This window comes from Kitasatospora sp. P5_F3, from assembly GCF_054049135.1.
The window spans coordinates 18306-41445 of sequence record NZ_JBFUMY010000069.1 but is presented as its reverse complement, the minus strand read 5'-3'; the positions used below and the strand labels follow the sequence as shown (position 1 = coordinate 41445).

The following is a 23140-nucleotide window of genomic DNA, read 5'->3' as shown; positions in this document are numbered from 1 at the left end:
GGTCGGTGCCGTGCCGGTCCTCCATCTCGCGCAGGTCCTGGGCCTGCCGGTGCACGATCGCCTGCACCCGGCGGGCGATGTTCACGAACGCCCGCTGGGCCGACTCGCGCAGCCCCTCCTCGGCGTCGACCGCTTCCAGCACCGTCCGCAGCACGGCCTGCCGGGCGGCCTGGAACTCCGGGCCGACCACGCCGTCGTGGGACTCGTGCGCCTTCAGCACGTCCTCGGTGAACTCGCCGCGCTGGAGCCGGGAGACCGTCTCGGGCAGGGTGACCTCGGCCAGCCGGACCGTCTCGGTCTGCTGCCGGGCGAGCCGGTACCGCAGCTCGGTCTCCTGCCGGGCGTGCTGCTCCCGCAGGGTCGCCAACGCACGCCCTCGGCGCGCCGCCTCGGTGGCCACCATGCCCACCGCCGCGGTACCCACCACCCCGCACCAGACGACTCCCGCACGGGCGCCGGTGGAGGTCAGCGACACGGCGACGACCGCGGCGGCCACCGTCACGACCGTGGGCAGGAGCCACACGAGAACGGGCGCGGAGCGCCGACCTCCGAGTGACGATCCAGCACGAAGCATCAGCATCCTCAAACGATCGAAAGAGTAGGGACGGGCTCTCGCGCCGCCGCCCGGGTCGGTGTGTGGCCCCACCTTTTCGCTGCCCCGGGCTCGCGGTGCCCCCGTCCCGGCCCGGTTCGCCCATGAGAGGGATCCCGTCGAAAAACCGCCACCCACTACGGAGAGTTCGTGCTAAGGCGGGATCCGTGACCGGACTCCCGCAGTCCACCGCCCTGGAACGCCGCTCCCCCTGGGTCGTGTCCATTTCCACCACGACTGTTGTCGATCGGTGGTATGTGAACGCAGCTGGAGCCAAGGGAACAGCAGCACCAACAGCGGGCGCAGCGGAAGCGAATCTTTCGGTCCGCAGAATTTTCCTGCAAAGGACACGCTTACGAGATCCGACAGTTCGTTCGAGATTTCCGACGGAATCGGAGTCGTCTCTTCCGTGAAAAGGCAGAGAATATATCGCATCCGCCGCCCGCGTACGCCGGGGCACCCTTGCGCATTCAGCGATCCGCACTCTGCCGCCGGCAGCTGAAGATTTTCATATCCCCAGGTCAACCACCCTCTCCGATGATTGGCCGAGGCCGGGAAACGGCGTCCTCGCGCGATCTTGCACGGCGCCACGGCCGACGGCGTACGGTCGGCCTCCGGCTCGCGCACCAGCACCCCTGCGCAAGCCGGGGAGTGGAACCGATGGGCCGGGTGAAAACTTGCGCCGTTGCGGAAAATTCACCGTGGACCCACTATCGGATGGTCGTACGGGATGCAGGATTTCGCCCCCCGAAAATGGGGCTCGAAATCTCCGTGACACCCGGGGGAGTTCGGCTTCTTTTCACCGTCCCACCTGCGTAATTCCCGCTACGAGGAGGGTTTCCGTTGGACAACCGGTACGAGGCGTACGCCTACGCCGACCCGATCTTCTACGACTCGCCCCGACGTTGGGGAGCGCAGGAGGAGTTCGCCGCCGTCACCCGGCCGCTGCCCGACGGCTGGGAGCGCGGGGACCTGGAGATGTGGGCCGTCGTGCGCCCCTCCGGCGTCCGGATACCCGACCAGGGCTGGAAGATCCACGTCTCCTCGTGCACCGAGACGGCAGAGGAGGTGCTGGAGACCGTCCACTCCTTCTGTCTGGACGAACGCGTGACCTTCAAGTTCCTGCGCGGGCTGCCCATCCTCCAGGTGCAGAACTCCAAGTACGCTCCGCGCGGCTCCAGCGGCAAGTTCTGCACGCTGTACCCGGTGGACGACTCGGAGCTCGAGCGATGTCTCGACGGTCTCGGCGCCCTGTTGGCCGGCCGCAAGGGCCCGTACATCCTCAGCGACCTGCGGTGGAAGGACGGACCGCTCTACCTCAGGTACGGCGGGTTCGCCGAACGCCACTGCCGCAACGCGGCGGGCGACCGGGTGCTCGCCCTCGTGGGACCGGACGGCCGCCTCGTCCCCGACGTCCGCGGAGCGGGTTTCTCCGTCCCCTCCTGGGCCCCCGTCCCGGCCTGCATCGCCCCGGCCGTGGCCGAACGTGCGGCCCAGCAGGACACCGGCCTGCCCTACACGGTCGAGCGCGTCCTGCACTTCTCCAACGCCGGCGGCGTCTACCTGGCCCGCGACGGGGCGGAGCGGCCGCCCGTGGTGCTGAAGGAGGCGCGCCCGTTCGCCGGCCTCGACCAGCGCGGCGTCGATGCGGTGACCCGGCTGCACAACGAGCACGCCATCCTCGCCCGGCTGGCCGGAGCCCCCGGGGTCCCCGCCGAGCACGGACTGCTCAAAGCCTGGGAGCACGAGTTCCTGGTCCAGGAGTACGTGGCCGGGCAGTCCCTCAGCGAATGGCTGACGGCCCGTTACCCGCTGATCCACCCCGGCACCGACGAGGACGCCGTCACGGAGTACACCCGCGAGGCCCTCGCGATCGTGAACCAGGCGGAACGCGCCCTGGCGGAGATCCACGCCCGCGGTGTCGTCTTCGGAGACCTCCACCCGCGGAACATCATCATCCGGCCGGACGGTGAGCTCTGCTTCATCGACTTCGAACTCGCCAGCACCGTCGACGACTTCCTGCGGCCGGCACTGGGAGCGGCGGGGTTCACCGCCCCGCGCGGCTACACCGGGACGGACATCGACCGGTACGGGCTGGCGGCGGTCCGGCTCTGGCTCTTCTATCCCCTGGTCCAGCTCACCGCCCTGGACCCGGGCAAGGCCGGCCAGCTCGCGGACGCCGTCGAGCACCGCTTCCCGGTGCCCCCCGGCTACACCGACGACATCCGCCGCTACCTCGGCTCCGCGCCGGGCGACGGCCGCACGCCCCGTCCCGAACTGGACCGGGGCCGCGCCGAGACCCGCGCACTGCTGACGGCGCCGGTCGCCGACTGGCCCGCCATCAGGGACTCGCTGGCCGCCGGTATCGCGGCGATGGCCACCCCCGGGCGCACCGACCGGCTGTTCCCCGGCGACGTGGCCCAGTTCACGCTGGGCGGGCTCGGACTGGCGCACGGCGCGGCCGGCGTGCTCTACGCCCTGCACGCGGTCGGGGCCACCGTCGACCCCGGACACGTCCGCTGGCTGGCGGACGCCGTCCGGGTCCGCAGTCTGCTGCCCGGCCTCTACCACGGCGGTCACGGCGTGGCCTACGTCCTGGACCTGCTGGGCGAGCACGAACAGGCGCTGGATCTGCTGCGCCGCCTCACCGAAGCCGGGGCCGGGGCCGGAGACGGCGAGCCGGCACCGGGACTCGTCGGCGGCGGCCCCGGGATCGCGCTCACCCTGCTGCACTTCGCACTCGCCACCGGCGATGACCGGCTGCTGGCGGAGGCGCTCGGTGTGGCCAGGTCCGCAGCCGGGAGCTGGGAGAAGGCCGGGTCCGGTGACCCCACGCGCCGGGCCGGGCTGCTGGCCGGGGCCTCGGGTGCCGCACTCGCCCTCGTCCGGCTCCATGAGCACACCGGCGACCACACCCTGCTCGACCAGGCCGAAACCCTGCTGGAGCTGGACCTCGAACGGTGCGTCAGCATGACCGACGGGACGCTCCAGGTGGTCGACGGCCGCCGGGCCCTGCCCTACATCGAGACCGGCAGCGCCGGGATCGGCCTCGTACTCGAGGCGCTGCTCGCCCACCGGCCGGACTCCGCCCTGGCGGATCGGCGGGCACCGATCCAGTGGGCGGCCGAACCGGAATTCGTCATCCAGCCCGGCCTGTTCAACGGACGGGCGGGACTGCTCGGCTACCTCGCGCTCACCACCGAGCGAAACGCCGAAGCCGAGTTGACGGACCGTCAGCGATCCCTGCTGGCCCTGCACCAGATCCCCTACCAGGGGCATCTCGCCTTCCCCGGCGACCAGCTGCTGCGCCTGTCCGCGGACCTCGCGACCGGCTCGGCCGGAGTGCTGCTGGCCCTGGGCACCGCCTTGGCGGGCACCCCGTTCCTCCCGTTCACCGGGCCTCTGGGCTGACGGGCCGTCGGTCCGTCAGCCCCGCGTGCGACCCGCACGCCCACAGACCCCCGGCCGTCCGGCCGGGTCGTGCACAGCAGAGTGAAGGAGAAAATCATGGCGATCCTCGACCTCCAGACCATGGAGCTGCCCCAGACCGAGGCGGCCCCGATCGACGACACCCTCGCCAGCACCAGCTCGCTGAGCGTCCTGAACTGCGGCACCAGCACGGTCAGCACGCTCCTCTGCCTCTGAGCCGCACGCCGCCCGCCAGGGCGATCCGTACGGTGCCACCGGCCGGGTGATCCAGGGACGCCCGGCTCACCCGGCCGGTAACCGGGCCGCAGCGGTTCACCGCTGCGGCCCGGCCCGTCTCCGTGTGCGGACCGCCCGCACCGGCCCCAGCAGAGAGGTAGTCAGGTGGCAGCCCAGCCCACCAACGCCGCCGAACCAGCGCCGCCAGCGGTCCGACTGCGCCGCGAACTCGCCGTCCAGCCCGCCCGGTTGGCCGGCGCCCTGCTGCTCGCCGTGATCGCCACCGCGGCCGGACTCGCCCTCCCGCTGCTCGTCCAGAAGATCATCGGAGACTTCGCCACCCACCGCTCCCTCGCTCCCGGACTGCTGATGATGGGTGCGGCCGCCCTCGGCGGGGCACTGGCCCAGGCCATCGCCGGTTTCCAGCTCGCACAGATCGGCGAGCGGATGACCTACCGCCTCCGGACCGCCCTGATGGCGCACGCACTGCGGCTGCCCCTTCCCGTGGTACGGGCCCAGGGCATCGGCGACCTCACCGCCCGGGTCACCTCCGACGCCCAACTGCTGCGCCAGGTGGTCGAAGTGGCGACCCAGCTGCCGCTGGCCGCGCTCAGCGTCGCCGCGACCCTGGCCGTGATGGCGTGGATCGACTGGGTGCTCACGGTGGTCACCGTGGCCGCCCTCGCTGTCCTGACCGTCCTGGTGCTGCTGATCCTGCGCCGGATGCGAGCCAACGTCACCGGGCAGCAGGACGCCGTGGGACAGATCGCGCAGCGCTTCACGGCCAACCTGGAGGCCCTCACCACCATCAAGGCGTACCAGGCCGAACCGATGGCCGACCGGAGCCTGGCCCAGGACGCCGAGCAACTGCTCGCGGTCTCGCTGACCGGAGCCAGGCTGGGCGCCCTGGTCCCCGCCGTACTGACCCTCGGCAACCAGTTCGCGATGATCGCGGTGATCCTCACCGGCGGCGCCAGGCTGGCGGCCGGCGAGCTCCAGGTGGCGGCGTTCGCCGCGTTCCTGCTCTACCTGCTCCAGACCGTCCCCTCCGTGAACACGCTCGCCACCGGCCTCGGACGGCTCCAGGCCGGGCTGGCCGCCAGGGACCGGTGCAACGCACTGCTCGCGCTGCCGCCCGAGGCAGACCTGGACGACGCCGACCGGCCCACCCCCACGCCGGCCCCCGACGCCCCGGCGGTGGTCTTCCGCTCGGTGTCCTACACCCACGCGGGGTCGGACCAACCCGCCCTGCGCGCCGTCTCCTTCAGCGTTCCGCGTACGGGGCTGACCGCCGTGGTGGGCCCGTCGGGCGCCGGAAAGAGCACGGCCATCTCGCTGGTCGGCCGCTTCGTCCGCCCCTCCGCCGGCTCGGTCAGCGTCCTGGGCCACGATGTCCGGAGCTGGCCGCTCGACGCACTGCGCTCCCAAATGGCCTACGTGGACCAGGCGTTCACCCTGGTCGAGGCCAGCGCCCGGGAGAACCTCCAGCTCGGCCGGGCGCACGCGGCCGACGACCGCGAACTGGCCGAAGCCCTGGCCGCCGTCGGCCTGACCGAGGACATCGCCCGGCTCCCCCAGGGCCTCGACACCGTCCTGGGCCGCGAGTCGGACCTCTCCGGCGGCCAGCGCCAGCGGATGGCCCTGGCCCGGGCGCTGCTCACCGATGCCGACCTCGTCCTGCTCGACGAGCCCACCAGCCAGCTGGACGGCATCAACGAACTGCGGCTCCGCGAGATCGTGGAGCGTCTCGCCTGTCACCGGGCCGTCGTGGTGATCGCCCACCGGCTCTCCACGGTCCAGCACGCCGACCACGTGATCATGATGAACCGCGGCACCATCGTCGACGCCGCGGACCACCCCACCCTGCTCACCCGCTGCGTTCCGTACCGCGAACTCGTGGCCAGCCAAGCCGGTTCGGCCCGCCTCGGGGCCGGCACCGAAATATGAGCCGCCGAGCTCAGCCGGCCCCCTGCGGCGGCAGCGCCGCCACGACCGGGTGGTCCCGTCCGATCGGGCCGAGCTTCGAGCTGCTGCCGGGAGTGCCGAGGTCGGCGAAGAACTCGGCGTTCACGGTGGTGAAGTGCTGCCATTCTTCCGGGGTGTCGTCCTCGAAGTAGATCGCTTCGACCGGGCACACCGGCTCGCAGGCGCCGCACTCGGTGCACTCGTCGGGGTGGATGTAGAGCACCCGCTCCCCCTCGTAGATGCAGTCGACTGGGCACTCCTCGATGCATGCCTTGTCCTTGACGTCCACACAGGGCATGGCGATCACAAACGTCATCGAACTGCCGTCCTCTCCGGTCCTGTTGCCGTTCCGACGCAGCCGACCGTATGACCTCAAGTAATCTTGAGGTCAACAAGGGGGAACTGCATGACGAGCTACCGTTCCGACGACGATGTCCGGGCCGCCCCGGACGACTGGCTGAGCATCGGCGAGGTGAGCGCGCGGACCGGAGCAGCCGTCTCCGCGCTGCGGTTCTACGAGGAACTCGGCCTGATCGCGTCCGAACGCGACGACCGCAACCAACGCCGCTACCCACGGCACATGCTGCGCCGCGTCGCACTGGTCTCGGTGGCAAAACGGATCGGCATCCCGTTGCAGGACCTCCGGGAGGCGTTCGCCGACGTTCCGCTCGACCGGCCGCCGAGTCACCAGGAGTGGCAGCGCGCCTCGCGTGGCTGGAAGCGTCGGCTGGAGGAGCGCCGGCAGACCATCGAGCGGCTCGAAGCCGAGCTCACCGGGTGCATCGGCTGCGGATGTCTCTCGATGAAGGCCTGCGCACTCCTGAACCCGGGTGACGCACTGGCTGGGGACGGTGTCGGGGCCCGACGGCTGTGAGAGACGGACCGCCGCCCGTCCGATGTGAGTACCGGTACTCAAGCCACCGGCGGCTGCGGTCCACCAGGATGGTGCCACCGCCTCGCCGGAGGCGACGAAGGGAACCATCCATGCTCAGCCGGATCGCCAGCACGCTGGTCCCCGTCCTCGGCCGACTGTCCGTCACTTCCGAGGTGGCAGGCCCGGTCGCTCCGGGCAGCATCGTGGTGGCCAACCACAGCTCGCTCGCCGACCCGGGGGTGGTGCTCGCCGCACTGCGCAGGCTGGGCACCGAGCCGGTGGTGATGGCGGCCGCCGGTCTGTGGCGGGTGCCCGGGCTCGGCGGGGTGCTGCGGGCCGGCGGGCACATTCCGGTCCACCGCGGTACGGCCCGGGCGGCCGAGGCCCTCGACGTGGCCGCCGCGGCGCTCGCGGCAGGCCGCGTCGTGCTGATCTACGGCGAGGGCGGCCTGCCCAAGCGCCGGGACTCCCGGGACACCGAGCCACGTGCCTTCCGGACCGGCCTCGCCCGGCTCGCGGCGGCGAGCGGCGCCCCGGTGGTACCGCTCGGCCAGTGCGGTGCCCGCCGCCTCAGCTCGGGCAGCACCACCAAGCAACTCGCAGGCTTCGCCACCGCCCCGCTCCGCCGACCCGCTCTGCATGTGCACCTCGGTGCCCCGATCCACCTGTCGGGCGACACCTCCGAGGCCACGGCCGCCGCCCACCGTGCGGTCACCTCGGCCTGGCGTGCCGCTGAACGACACCTGCCCTGACCTCGGTTACTGCTCCTGCGCTTTTCGGCGTGCGCCTTCATTTCGGAGGACGGACCATGAAGCCGACGAGCGGAGTAACTGTGAGCAACGAGGATCCCACCGCCGGCCCGGGCGATCTGGTAGTGCTGAGCAACGTCAACAAGCACTTCGGCGAGCTCCATGTCCTCCGGGACATCGAGTTGACCATCGCCCGCGGCGAGGTCGTCGTGGTGATCGGGCCTTCGGGGGGCGGGAAGTCCACCCTGTGCCGGGCCATCAACCGCCTGGAGACCATCGACTCCGGTGAGATCGTCATCGACGGCAGGCCGCTGCCCGCCGAAGGCCGTGAACTGGCCGCGCTGCGGGCCGATGTGGGCATGGTCTTCCAGTCCTTCAACCTCTTCGCGCACAAGACCGTGCTGCAGAACGTGACGCTCGGTCAGGTCAAGGTCCGCAAGAAGAACAAGAAGGAAGCCGACGAGCGGGCCCGCCACCTGCTCGACCGGGTCGGTGTCGCCTCCCAGGCGGACAAGTACCCCGCGCAGCTCTCCGGGGGACAGCAGCAGCGCGTCGCGATCGCCAGGGCGCTGGCCATGGACCCGAAGATCATGCTCTTCGACGAGCCGACCTCGGCGCTCGACCCCGAGATGATCAACGAGGTGCTCGAGGTGATGCAGCAGCTCGCCCGGGACGGAATGACCATGGTCGTCGTCACCCACGAGATGGGGTTCGCCCGTTCGGCTGCCAACCGCGTGGTGTTCATGGCGGATGGCCGGATCGTTGAGGAGACGACGCCCGATCAGTTCTTCAGCAATCCGCGCAGCGAGCGCGCCAAGGACTTCCTTTCGAAGATCCTTCACCACTGACCGGACCCCACCGCAGTAGGGATGAACACCATGAAGCTTCGCAAGACCACCGGCGCGACCGCCGCTGCGCTCGTACTGGCCCTGACCGCCGCCGGCTGCAGCTCCGACGGTGGCGGCGACAAGAGCGGCGAGAAGATCACCGTCGGTATCAAGTACGACCAGCCGGGCATCGGACTGAAGACCCCGGACGGCAAGTACACGGGGTTCGACGTCGACGTGGCCACCTACGTCGCCAAGCAGCTCGGCCACGATCCGGGCGACATCGTCTGGAAGGAAGCCAAGAGCGCCGACCGCGAGACGCTGCTCCAGCGCGGCGACGTCCAGTTCATCGCCGCCTCGTACTCGATCACCCCCGCGCGCTCGGAGAAGGTCGACTTCGCCGGACCGTACCTGCTGGCGCACCAGGACGTCCTGATCCGGGCGGACGACGACTCCATCAAGACGCCCGCGGACCTGAACAACAAGAAGCTCTGCTCGGTCACCGGCTCCACCTCGGCGCAGAACGTCAAGACGAAGATCGCGCCGAACGCCCAACTCCAGCAGTACGGCGGCTACTCGGAGTGCCTGACCGGCCTGGAGAACAAGGTCATCGACGCCCTGACCACCGATGACGTGATCCTCGCCGGCTATGCCTCGCAGCCCGAGTTCAAGGGCAAGTTCAAGCTCGGCGGCTTCAAGATGAGCAACGAGAACTACGGCATCGGTGTCCAGAAGGGCAGCGAACTCAAGGCGAAGATCAACACCGCCCTGGAGAAGATGGTCAGCGACGGCTCGTGGGACGCGGCCGTCAAGAAGAACTTCGGCTCGGCCAACTACCAGCCCGAGGCCGCCCCGAAGATCGGCGTCGTCGTCAGCTGAACCGGACGGCCCACGGCCCGCCGKGGGCCGTCACTGCTGCGGAAGGGCCGGGAGACCGTGTTCGACTTTCTTGAGGGTTACGACCTGCTCGGGGCGTTCTGGGTGACGGTGCAGCTCACCTTCTACTCCGCCATCGGCGCCCTGCTCTGGGGGACCGCCCTGGCGGCCATGCGCGTCAGCCCCGTGCCGCTGATGCGCGGCTTCGGTACCTCCTATGTCAACGTGGTCCGGAACATCCCGCTCACGGTGATCATCGTCTTCACCTCGCTGGGCCTGTTCCAGACGCTCGGCGTCACCCTCGGCGCCGACAACTTCACGACGATCAACTTCCGGCTCGCCGTACTCGGTCTGATCGTCTACACCGCGGCGTTCGTCTGCGAGGCGCTGCGGTCCGGCATCAACACGGTGCCTCTCGGTCAGACCGAGGCGGCGCGAGCCATCGGCCTGAGCTTCCCTCAGGTGCTGAGGCTGATCGTCCTTCCGCAGGCCTTCCGCTCCGTGGTGGGTCCGCTGGCGAACGTGCTGATCGCGCTGACCAAGAACACGACCGTGGCGGCCGCGATCGGTGTCGCCGAAGCGGCGTCCCTGATGCGGGAGATGATCGAGAACGAGGCTCAGCTCATCCTCATCTCCGCCATCTTCGCGTTCGGTTTCATCTGCCTCACCCTGCCGACCGGGCTTTTCCTCGGCTGGGTGAGCAAGAAGGTGTCGGTGAGGCGGTGAAGTCCGTGTCCACCCTGTACGACGTCCCCGGGCCCCGGGCCAAACGGCGCAACGTACTGCTCACGGTGCTGTTCCTGGTCGCCCTCGCCGCCGTGATCTGGTGGGTGGTGCAGAGCCTCTCCGACAAGAACCAGCTCGAATGGGTCAAGTGGCGGCCCTTCTTCACCAACTCCGGGGCCTGGGAGACGTACCTGCTGCCGGGGCTCAAGAACACGCTGATCGCCGCCGCGCTCTCGATGGTCATCGCCCTGCCGGCCGGCGCGCTGTTCGGCATCGCCCGGCTCTCCGAGCACCACTGGGTACGGGGTGCGGCCGGGACCGTGGTGGAGTTCTTCCGCGCCATCCCGGTGCTGATCCTGATGCTCTTCGCGAACGCGGCGTACGCCGAGTTCACCGACGTCAGCCCCGACAGCCGGCCGCTCTACGCCGTGGTCACCGGCCTGGTCCTGTACAACGCCTCCGTGCTCGCCGAGATCGTCCGGGCCGGCATCCTGTCCCTCCCCCGGGGTCAGAGCGACGCGGCCAAGGCGATCGGCATGCGCAAGAACCAGGTCATGCGCCACGTACTGCTGCCGCAGTCGGTCACCGCGATGCTGCCGGCGATCGTCAGCCAGCTGGTGGTCATCGTGAAGGACACCGCGCTGGGCGGCGCGCTGCTCGGCTTCTCCGAACTGCTGGCGTCGGTCCGCCCGATGAGCGCGAACTACGGCGCGAACACCATCGCCAGCTTCAGCATCGTTGCGGTGATCTTCGTCGTGGTGAACTTCTCGCTCACCTCCTTCGCGAGCTGGCTGGAAGGCCGGCTGCGGCGCGGCAAGAAGTCCACCGGCGCGGTGGTCCGGGCGGACGCGGTCGCGGAGCTGGCCACGCCGGGCGAGCACGTGGGCCGCGACGACCTCGGCGGACCGGGGAGCGCCTCCGGCAAGTGAGCGCGGTCCGCACGCCGCTGGTGCACCGTCAGCTCGCACCATCCGTCCCGGCTTGTTCGATGACCCGGTCGAGGTCGTCCTGCCAGGCCAGCTCGGCGTCGAGCTGCAACACCCGACGGCGGAACATCGCCGCGTCGAGCGGCCCGATCGCCCCGGCGCCGTACAGGGCCTCCCCCTCCGCCGCGATGCCGTCGCGGATCCCGCGGATCGCCTCGCGGCGGCGCTCGAGCAGGCCCAGCAGGGTCGGCAGATCGTCGGTCCGGGTGAAGAGCAGCGCGACACCGAACGGGTCGGTGCCGTGGTGGACCTCGGTGACGGCCTCCTCGCGCAGGGCGCGCAGCTCCGCCTCGCCCCGGGCGGTGATCCCGTAGACGGTTCTGGCCGGCCGGCGCCCCACCTGCTCGGTACGGACGGCCTCGACCTGACCGTTCTCGTCCATCGTCCGGAGCTCGCGGTAGAGGGCGCCGACGCTGACGCCGCCCCAGCTGCTGACGCTCGTCACCTCGGCGATGCGGCGGATTTCGTGGCCGTGCATCGGGCCACCGTTCTGCAGTGTCCCGAGGGCCATCAGGCGAGTGAGATTCACGAGATCAGTATCGTGAGAGTAATATCGTGGGTCAAGTTCACCGGACGGCAGCGGAGGAGCGGCAGTGAGCCACCCGGATCACGTCCCCGGCGGGGATGTCATCGAGATCGTCGGCGCCAGGACGCACAACCTCAAGGACGTCAGCGTCACCTTTCCGAAGAACAGGATCGTCGCCTTCACCGGCGTGAGCGGCAGCGGCAAGACCTCGCTGGCCATCGACACCGTCCACGCGGAGGCCCAACTGCGGTACCTGAACGGCATCTCACCGTTCTTCCGGCAGTTCATCTCCCCCAAGGACCGGCCCCAGGTGGACCGGATCAGCGGGCTCGGCGTCACCCTCGCGGTCGACCAGCGCCGGCTCAACCGCAGCCCCCGCTCCACCCTCGGCAGCATCAGCGGGCTCAACGACTACCTCGGGCTGCTGTTCGCCCGGCTGCCCGCGCTCGGGCCGCTCGCCGTCGACCACCCCGAGCTGCGCAACCTCACCAGCGCCTACTTCGACCGGTACAGCATGGAGGGCCGCTGCAAGCAGTGCGCGGGCATGGGCCACACCGACAGCGCCGAGCCGGACCGGATCATCACCAGCCCCGGCCTCCCGCTGTTCGGCGGCGCGGGCGAGTGGTTCCGGCGCACCAACTCCGGCGAACACCTGGCGCTCCCGGCGCTTGCCGCGCTGCACGGCGCCGACCTCGACCTGCCCTGGCGCGAACTCCCCGAGTCCTTCCGCTCCGCCGTCCTGCACGGGACGGACGGCGAACCGGTCAGCTTCAGGATCACCAGTCACCACCGGAAGTCCGGCACCGGGACCGTGACCGAGCGCAGCGTCCCGCTGATCGGCGCCGTCCGCGAGGTCGCCCGGCTCCACCAGGCCGCCGGCACCGACGCCGCGCGCGAGACGTACGCCCGCTTCATGGCCCGGGTGGCGTGCCCCGGCTGCCACGGCACCGGGTTCGGCGAGACCGCGCGCACCCTCGAACTCGGCGGCCTCAGCTACCCGGAGGTGATCGGGCTGCCGGTGGAGCAGCTGCGCACCTGGGTGGACGGCATCGACGCCACCCTCACCCCGATGCAGCGTCAGGTCGCCGTCAACGTGCTGCCGGACCTCGCCCGCCGGGTCCGGCTGATGGTCGAGCTCGGCCTCGGCCACCTCACGGTGACCCGGACGGCGCCGTCGCTGTCCGGCGGGGAGCTCCAACGGGCCCGGGTCACCGCACAGTTGAACCTGGACCTGAGCGGTGTGATCTTCGTCCTGGACGAGCCGGGCGCCGGCCTGCACCCCGCCGACAAACACCCGTTGCGCGAGATCCTGACCGGTCTGCGGGACGCCGGGAACACCGTGCTGCTGGTCGAGCACGACCCCGAACTCATCGCCCTCGCCGACTGGGTGGTGGATCTCGGCCCCGGCGGCGGCCGCCGGGGCGGCACGCTGGTCGCCTCGGTCCCGACCGCCGAGCTGAGCAGCCACCCGCACTCGGTCACCGGTGCCTACCTGGCCGGGCGCGGCCCCCGGGTGCACCGTCCGAAGCGGTTCGATCCGAGCGCGGCCGCGCGTCTGAGCCTGCTCGGCGTCGACGTGCACAACGTCCGACTCGACCGGGTGGACATCCCGTTGAACACCCTGACCTGCCTCACCGGCGTGAGCGGCAGCGGCAAGAGCAGCCTGCTGCACCAGGCGCTCGGCACCGGCCTGGGCGCCGTACTGCGCGGCGAGCGGCCGACCGCGCTGGCGGGCGTCGAGGGCGTCGGCGGCCTCGACTGGGTGACCGTCGTCGACCAGGACCCGATCGGCCGCACCCCCCGCTCCAATCCCGCCACGTACACCAAAGCCTTCGACGTCATCCGTAAGCTCTTCGCGGTCACCCTGCGCGCCAGGGCGCTCGGCCTGGGCGCCGGCGCGTTCTCCTTCAACTCCCCCGGCGGCCGCTGCGAGACCTGCGCCGGTTACGGCCGGCGGCAGGTGGACCTGCACTTCATGCCCGACCTGTGGGTGGAGTGCGACGTCTGCGAGGGCCGGCGGTTCACCCCCGAGGTGCTGGGCGTGACCTACCGGGGCAAGGCGGTGGACCAGATCCTCGCGATGACCGTGGACGAGGCCGCCGACCTCCTCACCGAACCGGCCGGCCTGGCGAGCACGCTGCGCGCGATCCAGCGGGCCGGTCTCGGCTACCTCCAACTCGGCCAGAGCGGGACCGAGTTGTCCGGCGGCGAGGCGCAGCGGCTGAAGCTGGCCAACGCGATCCTGCTCGGCACCGGCGGGCGCGGCCGCGGCCTGGTCCTGCTGGACGAACCGGTCACCGGGCTGCACCCCTCGGACGTCCAGCGGATGGTGGACGCCTTCGACACGCTGCTGGCGAGCGGCAACTCGGTCGTCATCGCCGAGCACGACCTGCACGTCGCCGCCTGTGCCGACTGGATCATCGACCTGGGCCCGGGCGCCGGGCACCGCGGCGGCCGGGTGGTCAACCAGGGCACACCGGCGGAGATCGCCGCCGGGCCGGGGGTGACCGGCGAGTACCTGCGCCGGGTACTCCCGGCCTGACCGGAACGCAGCCGGAGCCCCGGACCACTGCTCGGTCCGGGGCTCCAGGCGTTCGGCGGGTGGTTACTCGACGACGAGCTCGACCTCGATGTTGCCGCGGGTGGCCCTGGAGTAGGGGCAGACCTCGTGGGCCTGCTTGACCAGCAGCAGGCCGGACTCGCCCTCGAGGGCGTCGGGCAGCTCGACCCGGATGACCACGGCCAGGCCGAAGCCGGCACCGTCCTTGCCGATCGAGACCTCGGCGGTGACCGAGACCTCGCTGGTGTCCACCCGGGCCTGCCGGCCCACCAGGCCGAGCGCGCTGGCGAAGCAGGCCGCGTACCCGGCGGCGAAGAGCTGCTCGGGGTTGGTGCCCTGACCGTTGCCGCCGAGCGCGGGCGGCATCGCCAGCGCGAGGTCCAGCTGACCGTCGGAGCTGACGGTGCGGCCCTCGCGGCCGTTGGCGGTGGCGACAGCGGTGTACAGCGCGTCCATGGTGACCGTCCCTTTCGTAGCTCGGCGGCCGGTGTCCGGCTCGCCCTCTGCGAAGAATCATTGCACACAACTCAGTTGTGCACAACTAGACTGCCCACGGCTATTCTGGAGACATGACCGAGCTCACCGAGGTGCCCGACGCCGAGCTGCTGCGCCTGGACCGCCAGATCTGCTTCACCGTGCAGGCCGCCTCCCGGGCCTTCAACGGCGTGTACCGGACGCTGCTCAAGGACCTCGGGCTGACCTACCCGCAGTACCTGGTGATGCTGGTGCTCTGGGAGCACGGCGACCTGCCGGTGAAGCAGATCGGCGAGTACCTGCGCCTGGACTCCGGCACCCTCTCTCCGCTGCTCAAGCGCCTGGAGGCGACCGGCTACGTGCAGCGCACCCGCAGCGCCGAGGACGAACGGTCCGTCACCATCCGCCTCACCGACACCGGGGCGGGCCTGCGCGACCAGGCGCTCTGCGTACCGCGCGGCATCATCGAGGCCAGCGACCTCTCCGCCGCCGAAGCCACCACCCTGCGCGCGCTCCTGGTCCGGGTCACCGGCTCGCTGGACGCCGCGGCGAACACGCCGGGGGCGGCTGCGGCCGCGGAATAAGCGCCACCTAGGCTGACCCTCGAAGCAAAACGGACGAACCGGACCCGCAGCACGGCCCGGCCCGACCGGAACTGACGAGGGAAAGCAGGACCCGCCGATGGGCGACGGCATGACCGGGATGCACCACCACGGCGGGACGGCGCCGCTCGGCCCGTTCACCGCCGACTCCGCCCTGACCTGGTCGCCCGACTGGCCGTTCCTGATCGGCTGCCTGGTCGCCCTCGGGCTGTACGGCGCCGGCGTGGTCCGGCTGGTCCGGCGCGGTGACCGCTGGCCGGTCGGCCGCAGCATCGCCTGGCTGCTCGGCCTCGGCACCGTCCTGCTGGTGACCTGCACCGGGCTGAACGACTACGGCATGGTGCTGTTCAGCGCGCACATGATCCAGCACATGGTGCTCTCCATGCTCTCCCCCATCCTGCTGCTGCTCGGCGCCCCGATCACGCTCGCCCTGCGCGCGCTGCGCCCGGCCCGCAAGGGCAGCGGCAAGGGCCCGCGCGAGCTGCTGGTGGCATTGCTGCACAGCCGGTACGTCCGGGTGATCTCGCACCCGGCCTTCACCATCCCGCTGTTCATCGCGAGCCTGTACGCGCTCTACTTCTCCCCGCTGTTCGACTTCCTGATGGGCTACCGGGTCGGGCACATCGGGATGATGCTGCACTTCCTCGCGGTCGGCCTGCTGTTCTTCTGGCCGATCATGGGCGTCGACCCGGGCCCGCACCGGCCCGGCTTCGTGATGCGGATCATCGAGCTGTTCATGGGGATGCCGTTCCACGCCTTCTTCGGCGTGGCGGTGATGATGGCGACCAGCCCCCTGGTGACCACGTTCAAGACCCCGATGGCCCCGCCCGGCACCGACCTGATCACCGATCAGAAGCTCGCGGGCGGCATCACCTGGGCGTTCGGCGAGATCCCGACCGCGATCGTGCTGATCGCGCTCACCCTCCAGTGGGCCAAGTCGGAGGAGCGCCAGGCCCGCCGCCGCGACCGCGCCGCCGACCGCGACGGCGACGCCGAGCTGGTCGCCTACAACGCCTACCTGGCCTCGCTCGACCGGCGCGGCGCCAAGGTGGCCGACGCCGGCTGACCCACCACCACTCACGGAGCCCCCGCCTCGGCGGGGGCTCCGTGCTTTCCTCCGACGCTCCGTCAGACCCGCCGGGCCAGCCCGGCCACCAGGATGTCCAGGCCGAACTCGAACCGCTCGTCGCCGACGTCCCGGGTCAGCTCCCCGGCCAGCGAGACCACCAGCGGGTAGCGGTCGGCGGGCACCGCCCCGAAGAACGCCCGAATCCGCTCACCGTAGGCGGACGCGTCCTCGGCCGACACCTGCCACCGGCTGCTCTCCTCGAAGGCGGTGGCGGTGACCAGCAGCGAGAGCGCGTCCACGCCGTACGAGGCGGTCCGGTCGTCCAGCCCGCCGGCCTTGAGCAGGCCGAGCACCGCCTCGGCGCTGTCCAGCGCGTGCGGGGTGACGGGCACGTTGGCCGCCATCGCGGCCCGGGCCAGGTCGCCGTGGCTGATCAGCACCTTGCGGGCGCGGCGCATGTGGTCCTTCACCTGCTCCTGCCAGCGCGCCGGGTCCGGCGTCTCGATGGTGATCTCCGAGTAGACCAGGTCGAGGACCTGTTCCAGCAGCTCGTCCTTGTTGCTGACGTGCGCATAGAGGCTGGCCGCCCCCGTTCCGAGCTCCTGGGCGACCCGGCGCATCGAGAGCGCGTCCAGGCCCTCGGTCTCGATGATCGTCAGCGCGGTCGCCACGATCCGCTCACGGCTGAGCGGCTGCCGCCTGGGCGCGGGCTTCTCCCGGCCGGGCCAGGTCTCGGGCCAGCTGGACATGCGGAACCTCCGGAGTAGGCGACCGTCGAATCCTACCTTGACACGAACGCCGTTCCAGTCGTAGAACAGTGTTCGTCACAACAAACACTGTTCGTCCAAGCGAACGTCGTTCCATCGAGGGGATCCGCCATGACCGCCGTGCTCGACGCACCGACCGAACGACCACTCCACCGCTATCGCTGGGCCGCCCTCGGCGTGATCCTGCTGGTCGAGGCGATGGACCTGCTGGACGCCACCATCACCGGCGTCGCCTCCCCCGCGATCCTGCGCGACCTGGGCGGCAGCGAGTCCCAGATCCAGTGGATCGCCGCCGCCTACACGCTGGCCTTCGCCATGCTGATGGTCACCGGCGCCCGGCTCGGCGACATCTTCGGCCGCAAGCGGCTGTTCCTGCTCGGCGTCGCCGGGTTCACCCTCGCCTCGGCCGCCTGCGCTGCCGCGACCGACCCGGGCCTGCTGATCGGGGCCCGCGCCGTCCAGGGCGGCTTCGCCGCCCTGCTGATCCCGCAGGGCCTCGGCCTGATCCGGCTGATGTTCCCGCCCCAGGAGATCGGCGCGGCCTTCGGCCTGTTCGGTCCGGTGCTCGGCCTCTCCTCGGTGCTCGGCCCGACCCTGGGCGGCTTCCTGGTGGACGCCGACTGGCTCGGCGCCGGCTGGCGGACGGTGTTCCTGGTCAACCTCCCGCTCGGCCTGCTGGCCGTGCTCGGCGCCACCCGGCTGCTGCCCGCCAACCGGCTGACCCGGGCGGACGGCGCCGTCCGGCTCGACCTGCCCGGCATGCTGCTGGTCGGTCTCGCCGCACTGCTGCTGGTCTTCCCGCTGGTCCAGGGCCGCGAGCTGGGCTGGCCGCTCTGGACGTACCTGAGCATGGCCGCCGCACTGCCCGTCCTGCTGGTCTTCGCCCGCTACCAGCAGCGGCTGAAGCGCCGCGGCGGCTCCCCGCTGGTCGAGCCCTCCCTGTTCGCCCGCCGCGCCTTCACCGGGGCGCTGGCCACCGGCGTGGTGTTCTTCGGCGCGGTCGCGGGCCTGATGCTGGTCTTCACCCTCTACCTCCAGCTCGGCCTCGGCTGGACCCCGTTGCACGCCGGTCTGACGATGATCCCGCTCTCACTCGGCCTGGTGGCCGGCGCGATCCTCTCCGGCGCGGTGCTCGGCCCCCGGTACGGCCGCCGGGTACTGCACCTCGGCCTCGCGGTCGCGGTCCTCGGCGCACTCACCCTGTGGGCCACCCTCGAGTACGGCGGCGCCGAACTGACCAGCCTTCAGCTGATCCCCGCACTGGTCCTCTCCGGTCTCGGGCTCGGCCTGATCATGGCGCCGTTCTTCGACATCGCCCTGGCCGGCGTCGAGGAGCACGAAGTGGGCTCCGCCTCCGGCGTCCTGAACGCCGTCCAGCAACTCGGCGGCTCGGTCGGCGTCGCCGTCCTCGGCACCGCCTTCTTCGGCTGGGCCACCTCCGACGGCTTCCGCCCGGCAGCCGGCTGGACCCTCGGCCTGACCGCCACCGGCCTGCTGCTCGCCGCCGGCCTGGCCTTCCTGCTGCCCGAGCGGGCCCGCCCGCAGGAGGACGGCGAGTCCTGACCCTGGGTCAGCCGATGCCCTGGCGGTCCGGGGCCAGGGCGAAGGTGCGGTTCGCCGGGTCCGGTACGTTCTCGGCCACCGCCCGTTCCAGCAGCGCCCGTTGGGCCAGCAGGGGCGGGCGGCGGTCTTCCGGGGTGATCCGCAGCAGGTCGTCCAGGGCGGCGGCCAGCCGCCGGGAGACCTGTGGCTGGCCGCCGCCGCAGATCCGGATCTCGGTGAAGGCCAGGTCGATGGTGCACTGCCAGTCCGGGATCGGCTGGACCAGCCGGATCTTCCCCTCCCGGTCGCGGTAGCGCAGCTCGCCGAAGGGGTAGCCGGCCAGCATCGCCAGCAGCTGGTGGATCCGGTCGATCGCCTGCACCGCCGTGGTCGGATCGTTCACCGCCGGAGAGAGCGCCCGGATCGCGATGTCCACCAGCTGCCGGAACCCGAAGCTCAGATCCTGGTGCATGGTGCGGTCCACCCCGATGTTCAGGGCAGAGGTGATCCGGTGCGGACGGGGCGGGGTGCCGCCGGCCACCACCACGGTCGGGGTGCCCGGGGCGATGAAGTCGCCCATCCGGGGCACCAGGTGGAACACCGCGTCGTGCCGCCGGGCGACCCGGACCAGCCGGGCCAGGTTGACGTCCCGCAGCACGCCCGAGTTGCCCGCGTGCAGCAGCGTCACACTGCCCTCCGGTGGCACCATCCGGGGGCCGGTCTCGGGCGCCATCCAGCGGTACGTAGTGAGCACCCCCACCGACTCCCGGGTCACCCGGTCGATCACGTGCGGCACCCGCAGCAGCCGCTGGGTGGACTGCACGTACAGCACGAACAGCGTGAGACTGAGCAGCACCAGCAGCACCGCCACCGCGGTGGACACCAGCGGGACGGAGGTGACCTTGGTCGGGTCGGTGGTGTCGTCGTAGCCGAGCTGCACCAGCAGCGTGAACAGGAAGGTGGCCAGGCAGACCGAGAAGGTGGCCTTGGTGATCCGGCTGCGCACGTACAGTCTCAGCACCCGGGGGCTCATCTGACTGGCCGCCATCTGCAGGGCCACCAGCGAGATCGAGAAGACCACACCGATGAAGGTCAGCATCGCCGAGCTGACCGTGGAGACCACGGCCTTCGCCCCGCTGCTGAACGCCAGCAGGTCGGACGCGTCGCCGGTCTCGGCGATCTGCTCGTACACCACCTCGGCGTCCAGCCAGGTGGTGGCCCCGGCCATCAGCACCGCGAGCAGGCAGGTCAGCAGCGGGGCGAACCAGAACGAGTCCCGCAGGTGCTCGCGCAGTGGAGAGAGCGGTCGGTGGCGCAGTCGCTTCGGCCTCGGCTGCTGACGGTCGGTCATCTCGCCAGCCTAGGCAGACCGCTGCACCCGGTCGGCGCGCCGTACGGCCGACCGGGTGAGTCGGTGCGTCAGAAGCTGATCGTCCGGCCCTCGGCGGCGGCCTGGCGGGCGGTGTACGAGACACCGTGCACCTTCAGCCCGGCCGGGTCGAGCAGGGTGATCACGCCGCCGTGGTTGCCGAGCTCGAAGCCGTGGCGGCCGTTCACGGTGAGCAGGGCGCCGGGGGCCAGCCGGGTGGCCGGGATCGGCAGCCGGTGCTTGGCCTGGTCGGCGAGCTGCCAGCCGGTCAGGTCGACCGGGGCGGCGGAGGCATTGAGCAGGGTGACGGTCTCCCGCTCCGGGGCCGGGCCGGCCGGGTTGACCAGGGCCGCGACGATCCGTACCGCCTGGTCGTGCGGCTCGGTCGGACGGCCCGGCGTGCTCGGCAGAGTGTGGCCGGTGACATCGTCGGTGTGCCAGCTCTGCGACTGGAAGGCCAGGAACACCGCGACCCAGCGGTTGTCGGCGGGCAGGTGGATGATCAGCCCGCCGTCCTGGTGGACGCCGTCGTCCTTGCTGAACCGCCCGCTGTTGCCCTGGTTCATGTGGATGTCGTGGACACCGTTGCCCGGCAGGAAGCCGAACACCTTGTCCGGGACCTTCGCCTCGGGGCCGAAGCGCTCGCCGATCAGGTAGACCGCCGCCGCCGGGTCGCTGATCGCGCGCTGCACGTAGTGGTCCAGCAGGTCGGCCAGGTCGTTGTCCACGCCCGGCAGTTCGGGCGGCAGGGTGCGCAGCGCGGCGGGGTCGAACAGGTTGCCCCGGATGAAGTCGAGGGCGGCCGTATCGGGCTTGGACGCCAGCTTGGTCCACCCGCTGCCGGCTGCGGGCAGCAGGCCGGTGAGCGGGTGCCGGAAGTCGTCGACCACCACGTACAGCAGCTCCGAAGGCGCCTGCTGCGACTGGACGTTGACGGCGGCCCGGTAGTCGGGTTGGGGGGGGTGGCGCGGGCGCCTCCCCGGCGCCGGTCCACGGCGGTGGCGGCGAGCACGCCGTAGTTCTTCAGGGGCATCGGTGGGGTCCTTCGGCCGGGGGCCACGGCGGGCCGACTGCGGTGGTCCCCACCGTTATCCCGCACCTGCCGGGGCGGGTGCGGGACAATCGCCGGATGTTCACCCAGCGGGAATCGTCCACTGCTGGGCCTTGCTGCCGGGCGTGCAGGTGGTCATGGTGGCCTTCTGGCCCGAGCCGTGGTCGGTCAGGCAGTTCGTGCTGCTGTAGTCCTTCAGGTAGAAGGCGCCCGAACCGGTGTTGACCACCGTCCAGTTGGTCAGAAAGCTCCAGTCCGGATTCAGTTCGGCCACCCCGCTCCCCTGGTTCTGCACCAGGACCGGCTTGCTCAGGTTGCAGGGGTTCACGGTGTACCAACCGCCCGAGCCGATCGTGAAGATCCAGCCGAACTCGGTCCGCCCGCCCGTCACGGCCGCCGTGCCCGCGACCGGCGCGCCGGCCAGGCCGAGCTTCATCCCGCTGCCCACACCCGTGATGTAGCCCCAGCCCTTGCCGCCGCACTCCGCCGGGACGCTGGGCGCGGGCGGCGGCGGGGTGGTGGTGGCCGGGACGGTCCGGGGCGGCGCCGGGGTACTGCCGCCTCCCCCGCCGCCGGGCGTACCGCCACCGCTCACCGCGGCACCGCCGTTGTTGTTGCCGGTGCCACTGCCCGACCCCGTACCCGTACCCGTGCCGCCCGCGTTGCCGCCGCCGGTGTTGGGGACGGTGCCGCCCGGCTGGTTCGCGGTGCCCTGCCCGGCGTTCGGGTCGGCCGCCGGCGCGCTGGCCGCAGCGGACGGTGTCTCGACCGCCGCCGACGAGGCCGGAGGCGAACCGGCCGGGGACGTACCGGAGTTCGTGCCGCCGGTCACCGAGCTGGACGGGCTCGATCCTGACCCCTTGGCCTGGCTGCGCAGCGCGCCCTGGTCGATCAGTACGGCGGTGCCGGCACCGGCCGTGATGACGATCGGAATGATCAGGGGTATCAGGATCCGGGAGCGCCGCCGCCGGGGCTCGGCCTGGGTACGGGGCTCGTCCCCGACTGCGGCCACCACCGTGACGGGTGTGGCCAGCAGCGCAGGCGGCAGGCCGAACGCGGTGGCGGGCACCGTCGCCGGTCCGCTGGTCCCGGCGATCGCGGCCCGGGCGGCGGCCGCCATCGTGGCGGCGTCCGGGTGGCGGTGCTCCGGCTGCTTGGCGAGTGCGGTCGCGACGAACTGACGGACCGCCGGGGAGAAGTTCGGCGGCAGCCCCGGCGCGGGCTCCCGGACGTGCTTGAGCACGATCTCCAGCACCGACTCACCGCCGAACGGCACCTGGCCGGTGAGCAGTTCGTAGCAGACCACGCCGATCGAGTACAGGTCGGAGAGCGGCGTGGTGACCGCACCCTCGGCCTGCTCGGGGGCCATGTACAGCGCCGTTCCCAGCACCGCGTGCGAAGCCGTGATCTTCGTACTGGTGGCAGCCGTGGCGATACCGAAGTCGGTCACCACCACCCGGTCGTCGGCGCGGACCATCAGGTTGGACGGCTTGATGTCCCGGTGCACGATGTCCCGCTGGTGCGCGGCGTGCAGCGCGTCCAGCGCACCGGCGAGCAGCCCGAGCGTGCGCTCGGCGGACATCGGACCGTCCTCCGCCAGCACCTCGTTCAGCGGGCGGCCGTCGATCAACTCCATGACGATGTAGGCGACCTGGCCGCCGGGGCCGTCCGCGCTCTCGCCGTAGTCGTGCACGTCGACGATGCCCGGGTGGCTGAGCGCGGCCAGCAGCCGGGCCTCGCGCCGGAACCGCTCGGCGAACTGCTCGTCCTCCAGCAGCGCCGCGTGCAGCACCTTGACCGCGACCTGCCGCTCCAGCACCCCGTCATCGGCGCGCCAGACGTCACCCATGCCGCCGCCACCGATGCGCTCGGTCAGCGTGTAACGACCACCGAGAACGGTCCCCCGACCCCACATGCCCTGACTCCCTTGTCATGCCCGG

General features: G+C 71.3%; 20 protein-coding genes and 1 pseudogene. 13 read left to right on the top strand and 8 right to left on the bottom strand.

The window, feature by feature from the left end:
• Positions 1 to 496, bottom strand: a pseudogene (locus ACXJMZ_RS29910) (ATP-binding protein); the annotation flags it as partial.
• Positions 497 to 1435: 939 nt separating this feature from the next.
• Between ACXJMZ_RS29910 and lanKC the strand changes: the two are divergent.
• From lanKC to ACXJMZ_RS29895, 3 genes are all read left to right on the top strand, one after another.
• Positions 1436 to 4003, top strand: a complete 2568-nt coding sequence (gene lanKC, locus ACXJMZ_RS29905; RefSeq protein WP_457033156.1) for a class III lanthionine synthetase LanKC — start codon at positions 1436 to 1438, stop codon at positions 4001 to 4003.
• A gap of 96 nt (positions 4004 to 4099) precedes the next feature.
• Complete coding sequence (locus ACXJMZ_RS29900) at positions 4100 to 4237, top strand: SapB/AmfS family lanthipeptide (RefSeq protein WP_457033155.1); 138 nt, start codon at positions 4100 to 4102, stop codon at positions 4235 to 4237.
• Between the two features lie 165 nt (positions 4238 to 4402).
• Positions 4403 to 6184 (top strand): ABC transporter ATP-binding protein, encoded by a 1782-nt coding sequence (locus tag ACXJMZ_RS29895; RefSeq protein ID WP_457033154.1) that lies wholly within the window; start codon positions 4403 to 4405, stop codon positions 6182 to 6184.
• A 10-nt stretch (positions 6185 to 6194) separates the two neighbouring features.
• Here the strand turns inward: ACXJMZ_RS29895 and fdxA are convergent, their stop codons facing one another.
• Positions 6195 to 6518 (bottom strand): ferredoxin, encoded by a 324-nt coding sequence (gene fdxA, locus ACXJMZ_RS29890; protein ID WP_457033153.1) that lies wholly within the window; start codon positions 6516 to 6518, stop codon positions 6195 to 6197.
• Between the two features lie 90 nt (positions 6519 to 6608).
• On the opposite strand from fdxA, the gene soxR reads away from it, so the two are divergent.
• The 6 genes from soxR to ACXJMZ_RS29860 all read left to right on the top strand — a co-directional run bounded on the left by soxR (position 6609) and on the right by ACXJMZ_RS29860 (position 11183).
• Positions 6609 to 7076 (top strand): redox-sensitive transcriptional activator SoxR, encoded by a 468-nt coding sequence (gene soxR, locus ACXJMZ_RS29885; protein ID WP_457033152.1) that lies wholly within the window; start codon positions 6609 to 6611, stop codon positions 7074 to 7076.
• Positions 7077 to 7186: 110 nt separating this feature from the next.
• Positions 7187 to 7828, top strand: coding sequence for a lysophospholipid acyltransferase family protein (locus tag ACXJMZ_RS29880; RefSeq protein WP_457033151.1), 642 nt, complete (start codon positions 7187 to 7189; stop codon positions 7826 to 7828).
• Positions 7829 to 7884: 56 nt separating this feature from the next.
• The gene (locus ACXJMZ_RS29875; protein WP_457033150.1) at positions 7885 to 8673 is read left to right on the top strand and encodes an amino acid ABC transporter ATP-binding protein; all 789 of its coding nucleotides are present in this window, start codon (positions 7885 to 7887) and stop codon (positions 8671 to 8673) included.
• Between the two features lie 30 nt (positions 8674 to 8703).
• Positions 8704 to 9531 carry a glutamate ABC transporter substrate-binding protein gene (locus ACXJMZ_RS29870; protein ID WP_457033149.1) on the top strand — a complete coding sequence of 276 codons (828 nt, stop codon included), beginning with the start codon at positions 8704 to 8706 and terminating at the stop codon, positions 9529 to 9531.
• A gap of 57 nt (positions 9532 to 9588) precedes the next feature.
• Positions 9589 to 10254 carry an amino acid ABC transporter permease gene (locus ACXJMZ_RS29865; protein ID WP_457033148.1) on the top strand — a complete coding sequence of 222 codons (666 nt, stop codon included), beginning with the start codon at positions 9589 to 9591 and terminating at the stop codon, positions 10252 to 10254.
• Positions 10251 to 11183, top strand: a complete 933-nt coding sequence (locus tag ACXJMZ_RS29860; RefSeq protein ID WP_457033147.1) for an amino acid ABC transporter permease — start codon at positions 10251 to 10253, stop codon at positions 11181 to 11183. The genes ACXJMZ_RS29865 and ACXJMZ_RS29860 overlap by 4 nt, the downstream gene beginning before the upstream one ends.
• 28 nt (positions 11184 to 11211) lie before the next feature.
• Here ACXJMZ_RS29860 and ACXJMZ_RS29855 read toward each other — a convergent pair whose 3' ends face one another.
• The gene (locus ACXJMZ_RS29855) at positions 11212 to 11769 is read right to left on the bottom strand and encodes a PadR family transcriptional regulator (RefSeq protein ID WP_457033146.1); all 558 of its coding nucleotides are present in this window, start codon (positions 11767 to 11769) and stop codon (positions 11212 to 11214) included.
• Positions 11770 to 11833: 64 nt separating this feature from the next.
• Between ACXJMZ_RS29855 and ACXJMZ_RS29850 the strand changes: the two genes are divergently transcribed.
• Positions 11834 to 14308 carry an excinuclease ABC subunit UvrA gene (locus ACXJMZ_RS29850; RefSeq protein ID WP_457033145.1) on the top strand — a complete coding sequence of 825 codons (2475 nt, stop codon included), beginning with the start codon at positions 11834 to 11836 and terminating at the stop codon, positions 14306 to 14308.
• 63 nt (positions 14309 to 14371) lie between these two features.
• On the opposite strand, the gene ACXJMZ_RS29845 is transcribed toward ACXJMZ_RS29850, so the two are convergent.
• A complete protein-coding gene (locus tag ACXJMZ_RS29845) occupies positions 14372 to 14782 on the bottom strand; it encodes an organic hydroperoxide resistance protein (RefSeq protein ID WP_057240980.1) in 411 nt (136 codons plus the stop codon).
• A 113-nt stretch (positions 14783 to 14895) separates the two neighbouring features.
• Between ACXJMZ_RS29845 and ACXJMZ_RS29840 the strand changes: the two genes are divergently transcribed.
• Together ACXJMZ_RS29840 and ACXJMZ_RS29835 are read left to right on the top strand one after the other, a co-directional pair.
• Complete coding sequence (locus tag ACXJMZ_RS29840) at positions 14896 to 15384, top strand: MarR family winged helix-turn-helix transcriptional regulator (protein ID WP_457033144.1); 489 nt, start codon at positions 14896 to 14898, stop codon at positions 15382 to 15384.
• Between the two features lie 97 nt (positions 15385 to 15481).
• Entirely contained in the window at positions 15482 to 16468 is a 987-nt protein-coding gene (locus tag ACXJMZ_RS29835; protein ID WP_457033143.1) for a cytochrome c oxidase assembly protein, read from the top strand.
• 62 nt (positions 16469 to 16530) lie between these two features.
• Here the strand turns inward: ACXJMZ_RS29835 and ACXJMZ_RS29830 are convergent, their stop codons facing one another.
• Positions 16531 to 17220, bottom strand: a complete 690-nt coding sequence (locus tag ACXJMZ_RS29830; RefSeq protein ID WP_457033142.1) for a TetR/AcrR family transcriptional regulator — start codon at positions 17218 to 17220, stop codon at positions 16531 to 16533.
• 129 nt (positions 17221 to 17349) lie between these two features.
• On the opposite strand from ACXJMZ_RS29830, the gene ACXJMZ_RS29825 reads away from it, so the two are divergent.
• Positions 17350 to 18801, top strand: a complete 1452-nt coding sequence (locus tag ACXJMZ_RS29825; protein ID WP_457033141.1) for an MFS transporter — start codon at positions 17350 to 17352, stop codon at positions 18799 to 18801.
• A 7-nt stretch (positions 18802 to 18808) separates the two neighbouring features.
• Here the strand turns inward: ACXJMZ_RS29825 and ACXJMZ_RS29820 are convergent, their stop codons facing one another.
• The 3 genes from ACXJMZ_RS29820 to ACXJMZ_RS29810 form a co-directional block, all read right to left on the bottom strand.
• A complete protein-coding gene (locus ACXJMZ_RS29820) occupies positions 18809 to 20131 on the bottom strand; it encodes a DUF2254 domain-containing protein (RefSeq protein WP_457033140.1) in 1323 nt (440 codons plus the stop codon).
• Between the two features lie 68 nt (positions 20132 to 20199).
• Positions 20200 to 21042, bottom strand: a complete 843-nt coding sequence (locus tag ACXJMZ_RS29815; RefSeq protein WP_457033139.1) for a DUF2278 family protein — start codon at positions 21040 to 21042, stop codon at positions 20200 to 20202.
• A gap of 240 nt (positions 21043 to 21282) precedes the next feature.
• Positions 21283 to 23115 carry a serine/threonine protein kinase gene (locus tag ACXJMZ_RS29810; RefSeq protein ID WP_457033138.1) on the bottom strand — a complete coding sequence of 611 codons (1833 nt, stop codon included), beginning with the start codon at positions 23113 to 23115 and terminating at the stop codon, positions 21283 to 21285.
• Positions 23116 to 23140 lie beyond the last annotated feature (25 nt).

Coding starts and splice junctions, on each gene's coding strand:
- ACXJMZ_RS29900 (WP_457033155.1), top strand. CDS start 4,100: ATGGCGATCCTCGACCTCCAGACCATGGAGCTGCCCCAGACCGAGGCG.
- fdxA (WP_457033153.1), bottom strand. CDS start 6,518: ATGACGTTTGTGATCGCCATGCCCTGTGTGGACGTCAAGGACAAGGCA.
- soxR (WP_457033152.1), top strand. CDS start 6,609: ATGACGAGCTACCGTTCCGACGACGATGTCCGGGCCGCCCCGGACGAC.
- ACXJMZ_RS29880 (WP_457033151.1), top strand. CDS start 7,187: ATGCTCAGCCGGATCGCCAGCACGCTGGTCCCCGTCCTCGGCCGACTG.
- ACXJMZ_RS29875 (WP_457033150.1), top strand. CDS start 7,885: ATGAAGCCGACGAGCGGAGTAACTGTGAGCAACGAGGATCCCACCGCC.
- ACXJMZ_RS29870 (WP_457033149.1), top strand. CDS start 8,704: ATGAAGCTTCGCAAGACCACCGGCGCGACCGCCGCTGCGCTCGTACTG.
- ACXJMZ_RS29845 (WP_057240980.1), bottom strand. CDS start 14,782: ATGGACGCGCTGTACACCGCTGTCGCCACCGCCAACGGCCGCGAGGGC.
- ACXJMZ_RS29840 (WP_457033144.1), top strand. CDS start 14,896: ATGACCGAGCTCACCGAGGTGCCCGACGCCGAGCTGCTGCGCCTGGAC.
- ACXJMZ_RS29835 (WP_457033143.1), top strand. CDS start 15,482: ATGGGCGACGGCATGACCGGGATGCACCACCACGGCGGGACGGCGCCG.
- ACXJMZ_RS29830 (WP_457033142.1), bottom strand. CDS start 17,220: ATGTCCAGCTGGCCCGAGACCTGGCCCGGCCGGGAGAAGCCCGCGCCC.
- ACXJMZ_RS29825 (WP_457033141.1), top strand. CDS start 17,350: ATGACCGCCGTGCTCGACGCACCGACCGAACGACCACTCCACCGCTAT.
- ACXJMZ_RS29820 (WP_457033140.1), bottom strand. CDS start 20,131: ATGACCGACCGTCAGCAGCCGAGGCCGAAGCGACTGCGCCACCGACCG.
- ACXJMZ_RS29810 (WP_457033138.1), bottom strand. CDS start 23,115: ATGTGGGGTCGGGGGACCGTTCTCGGTGGTCGTTACACGCTGACCGAG.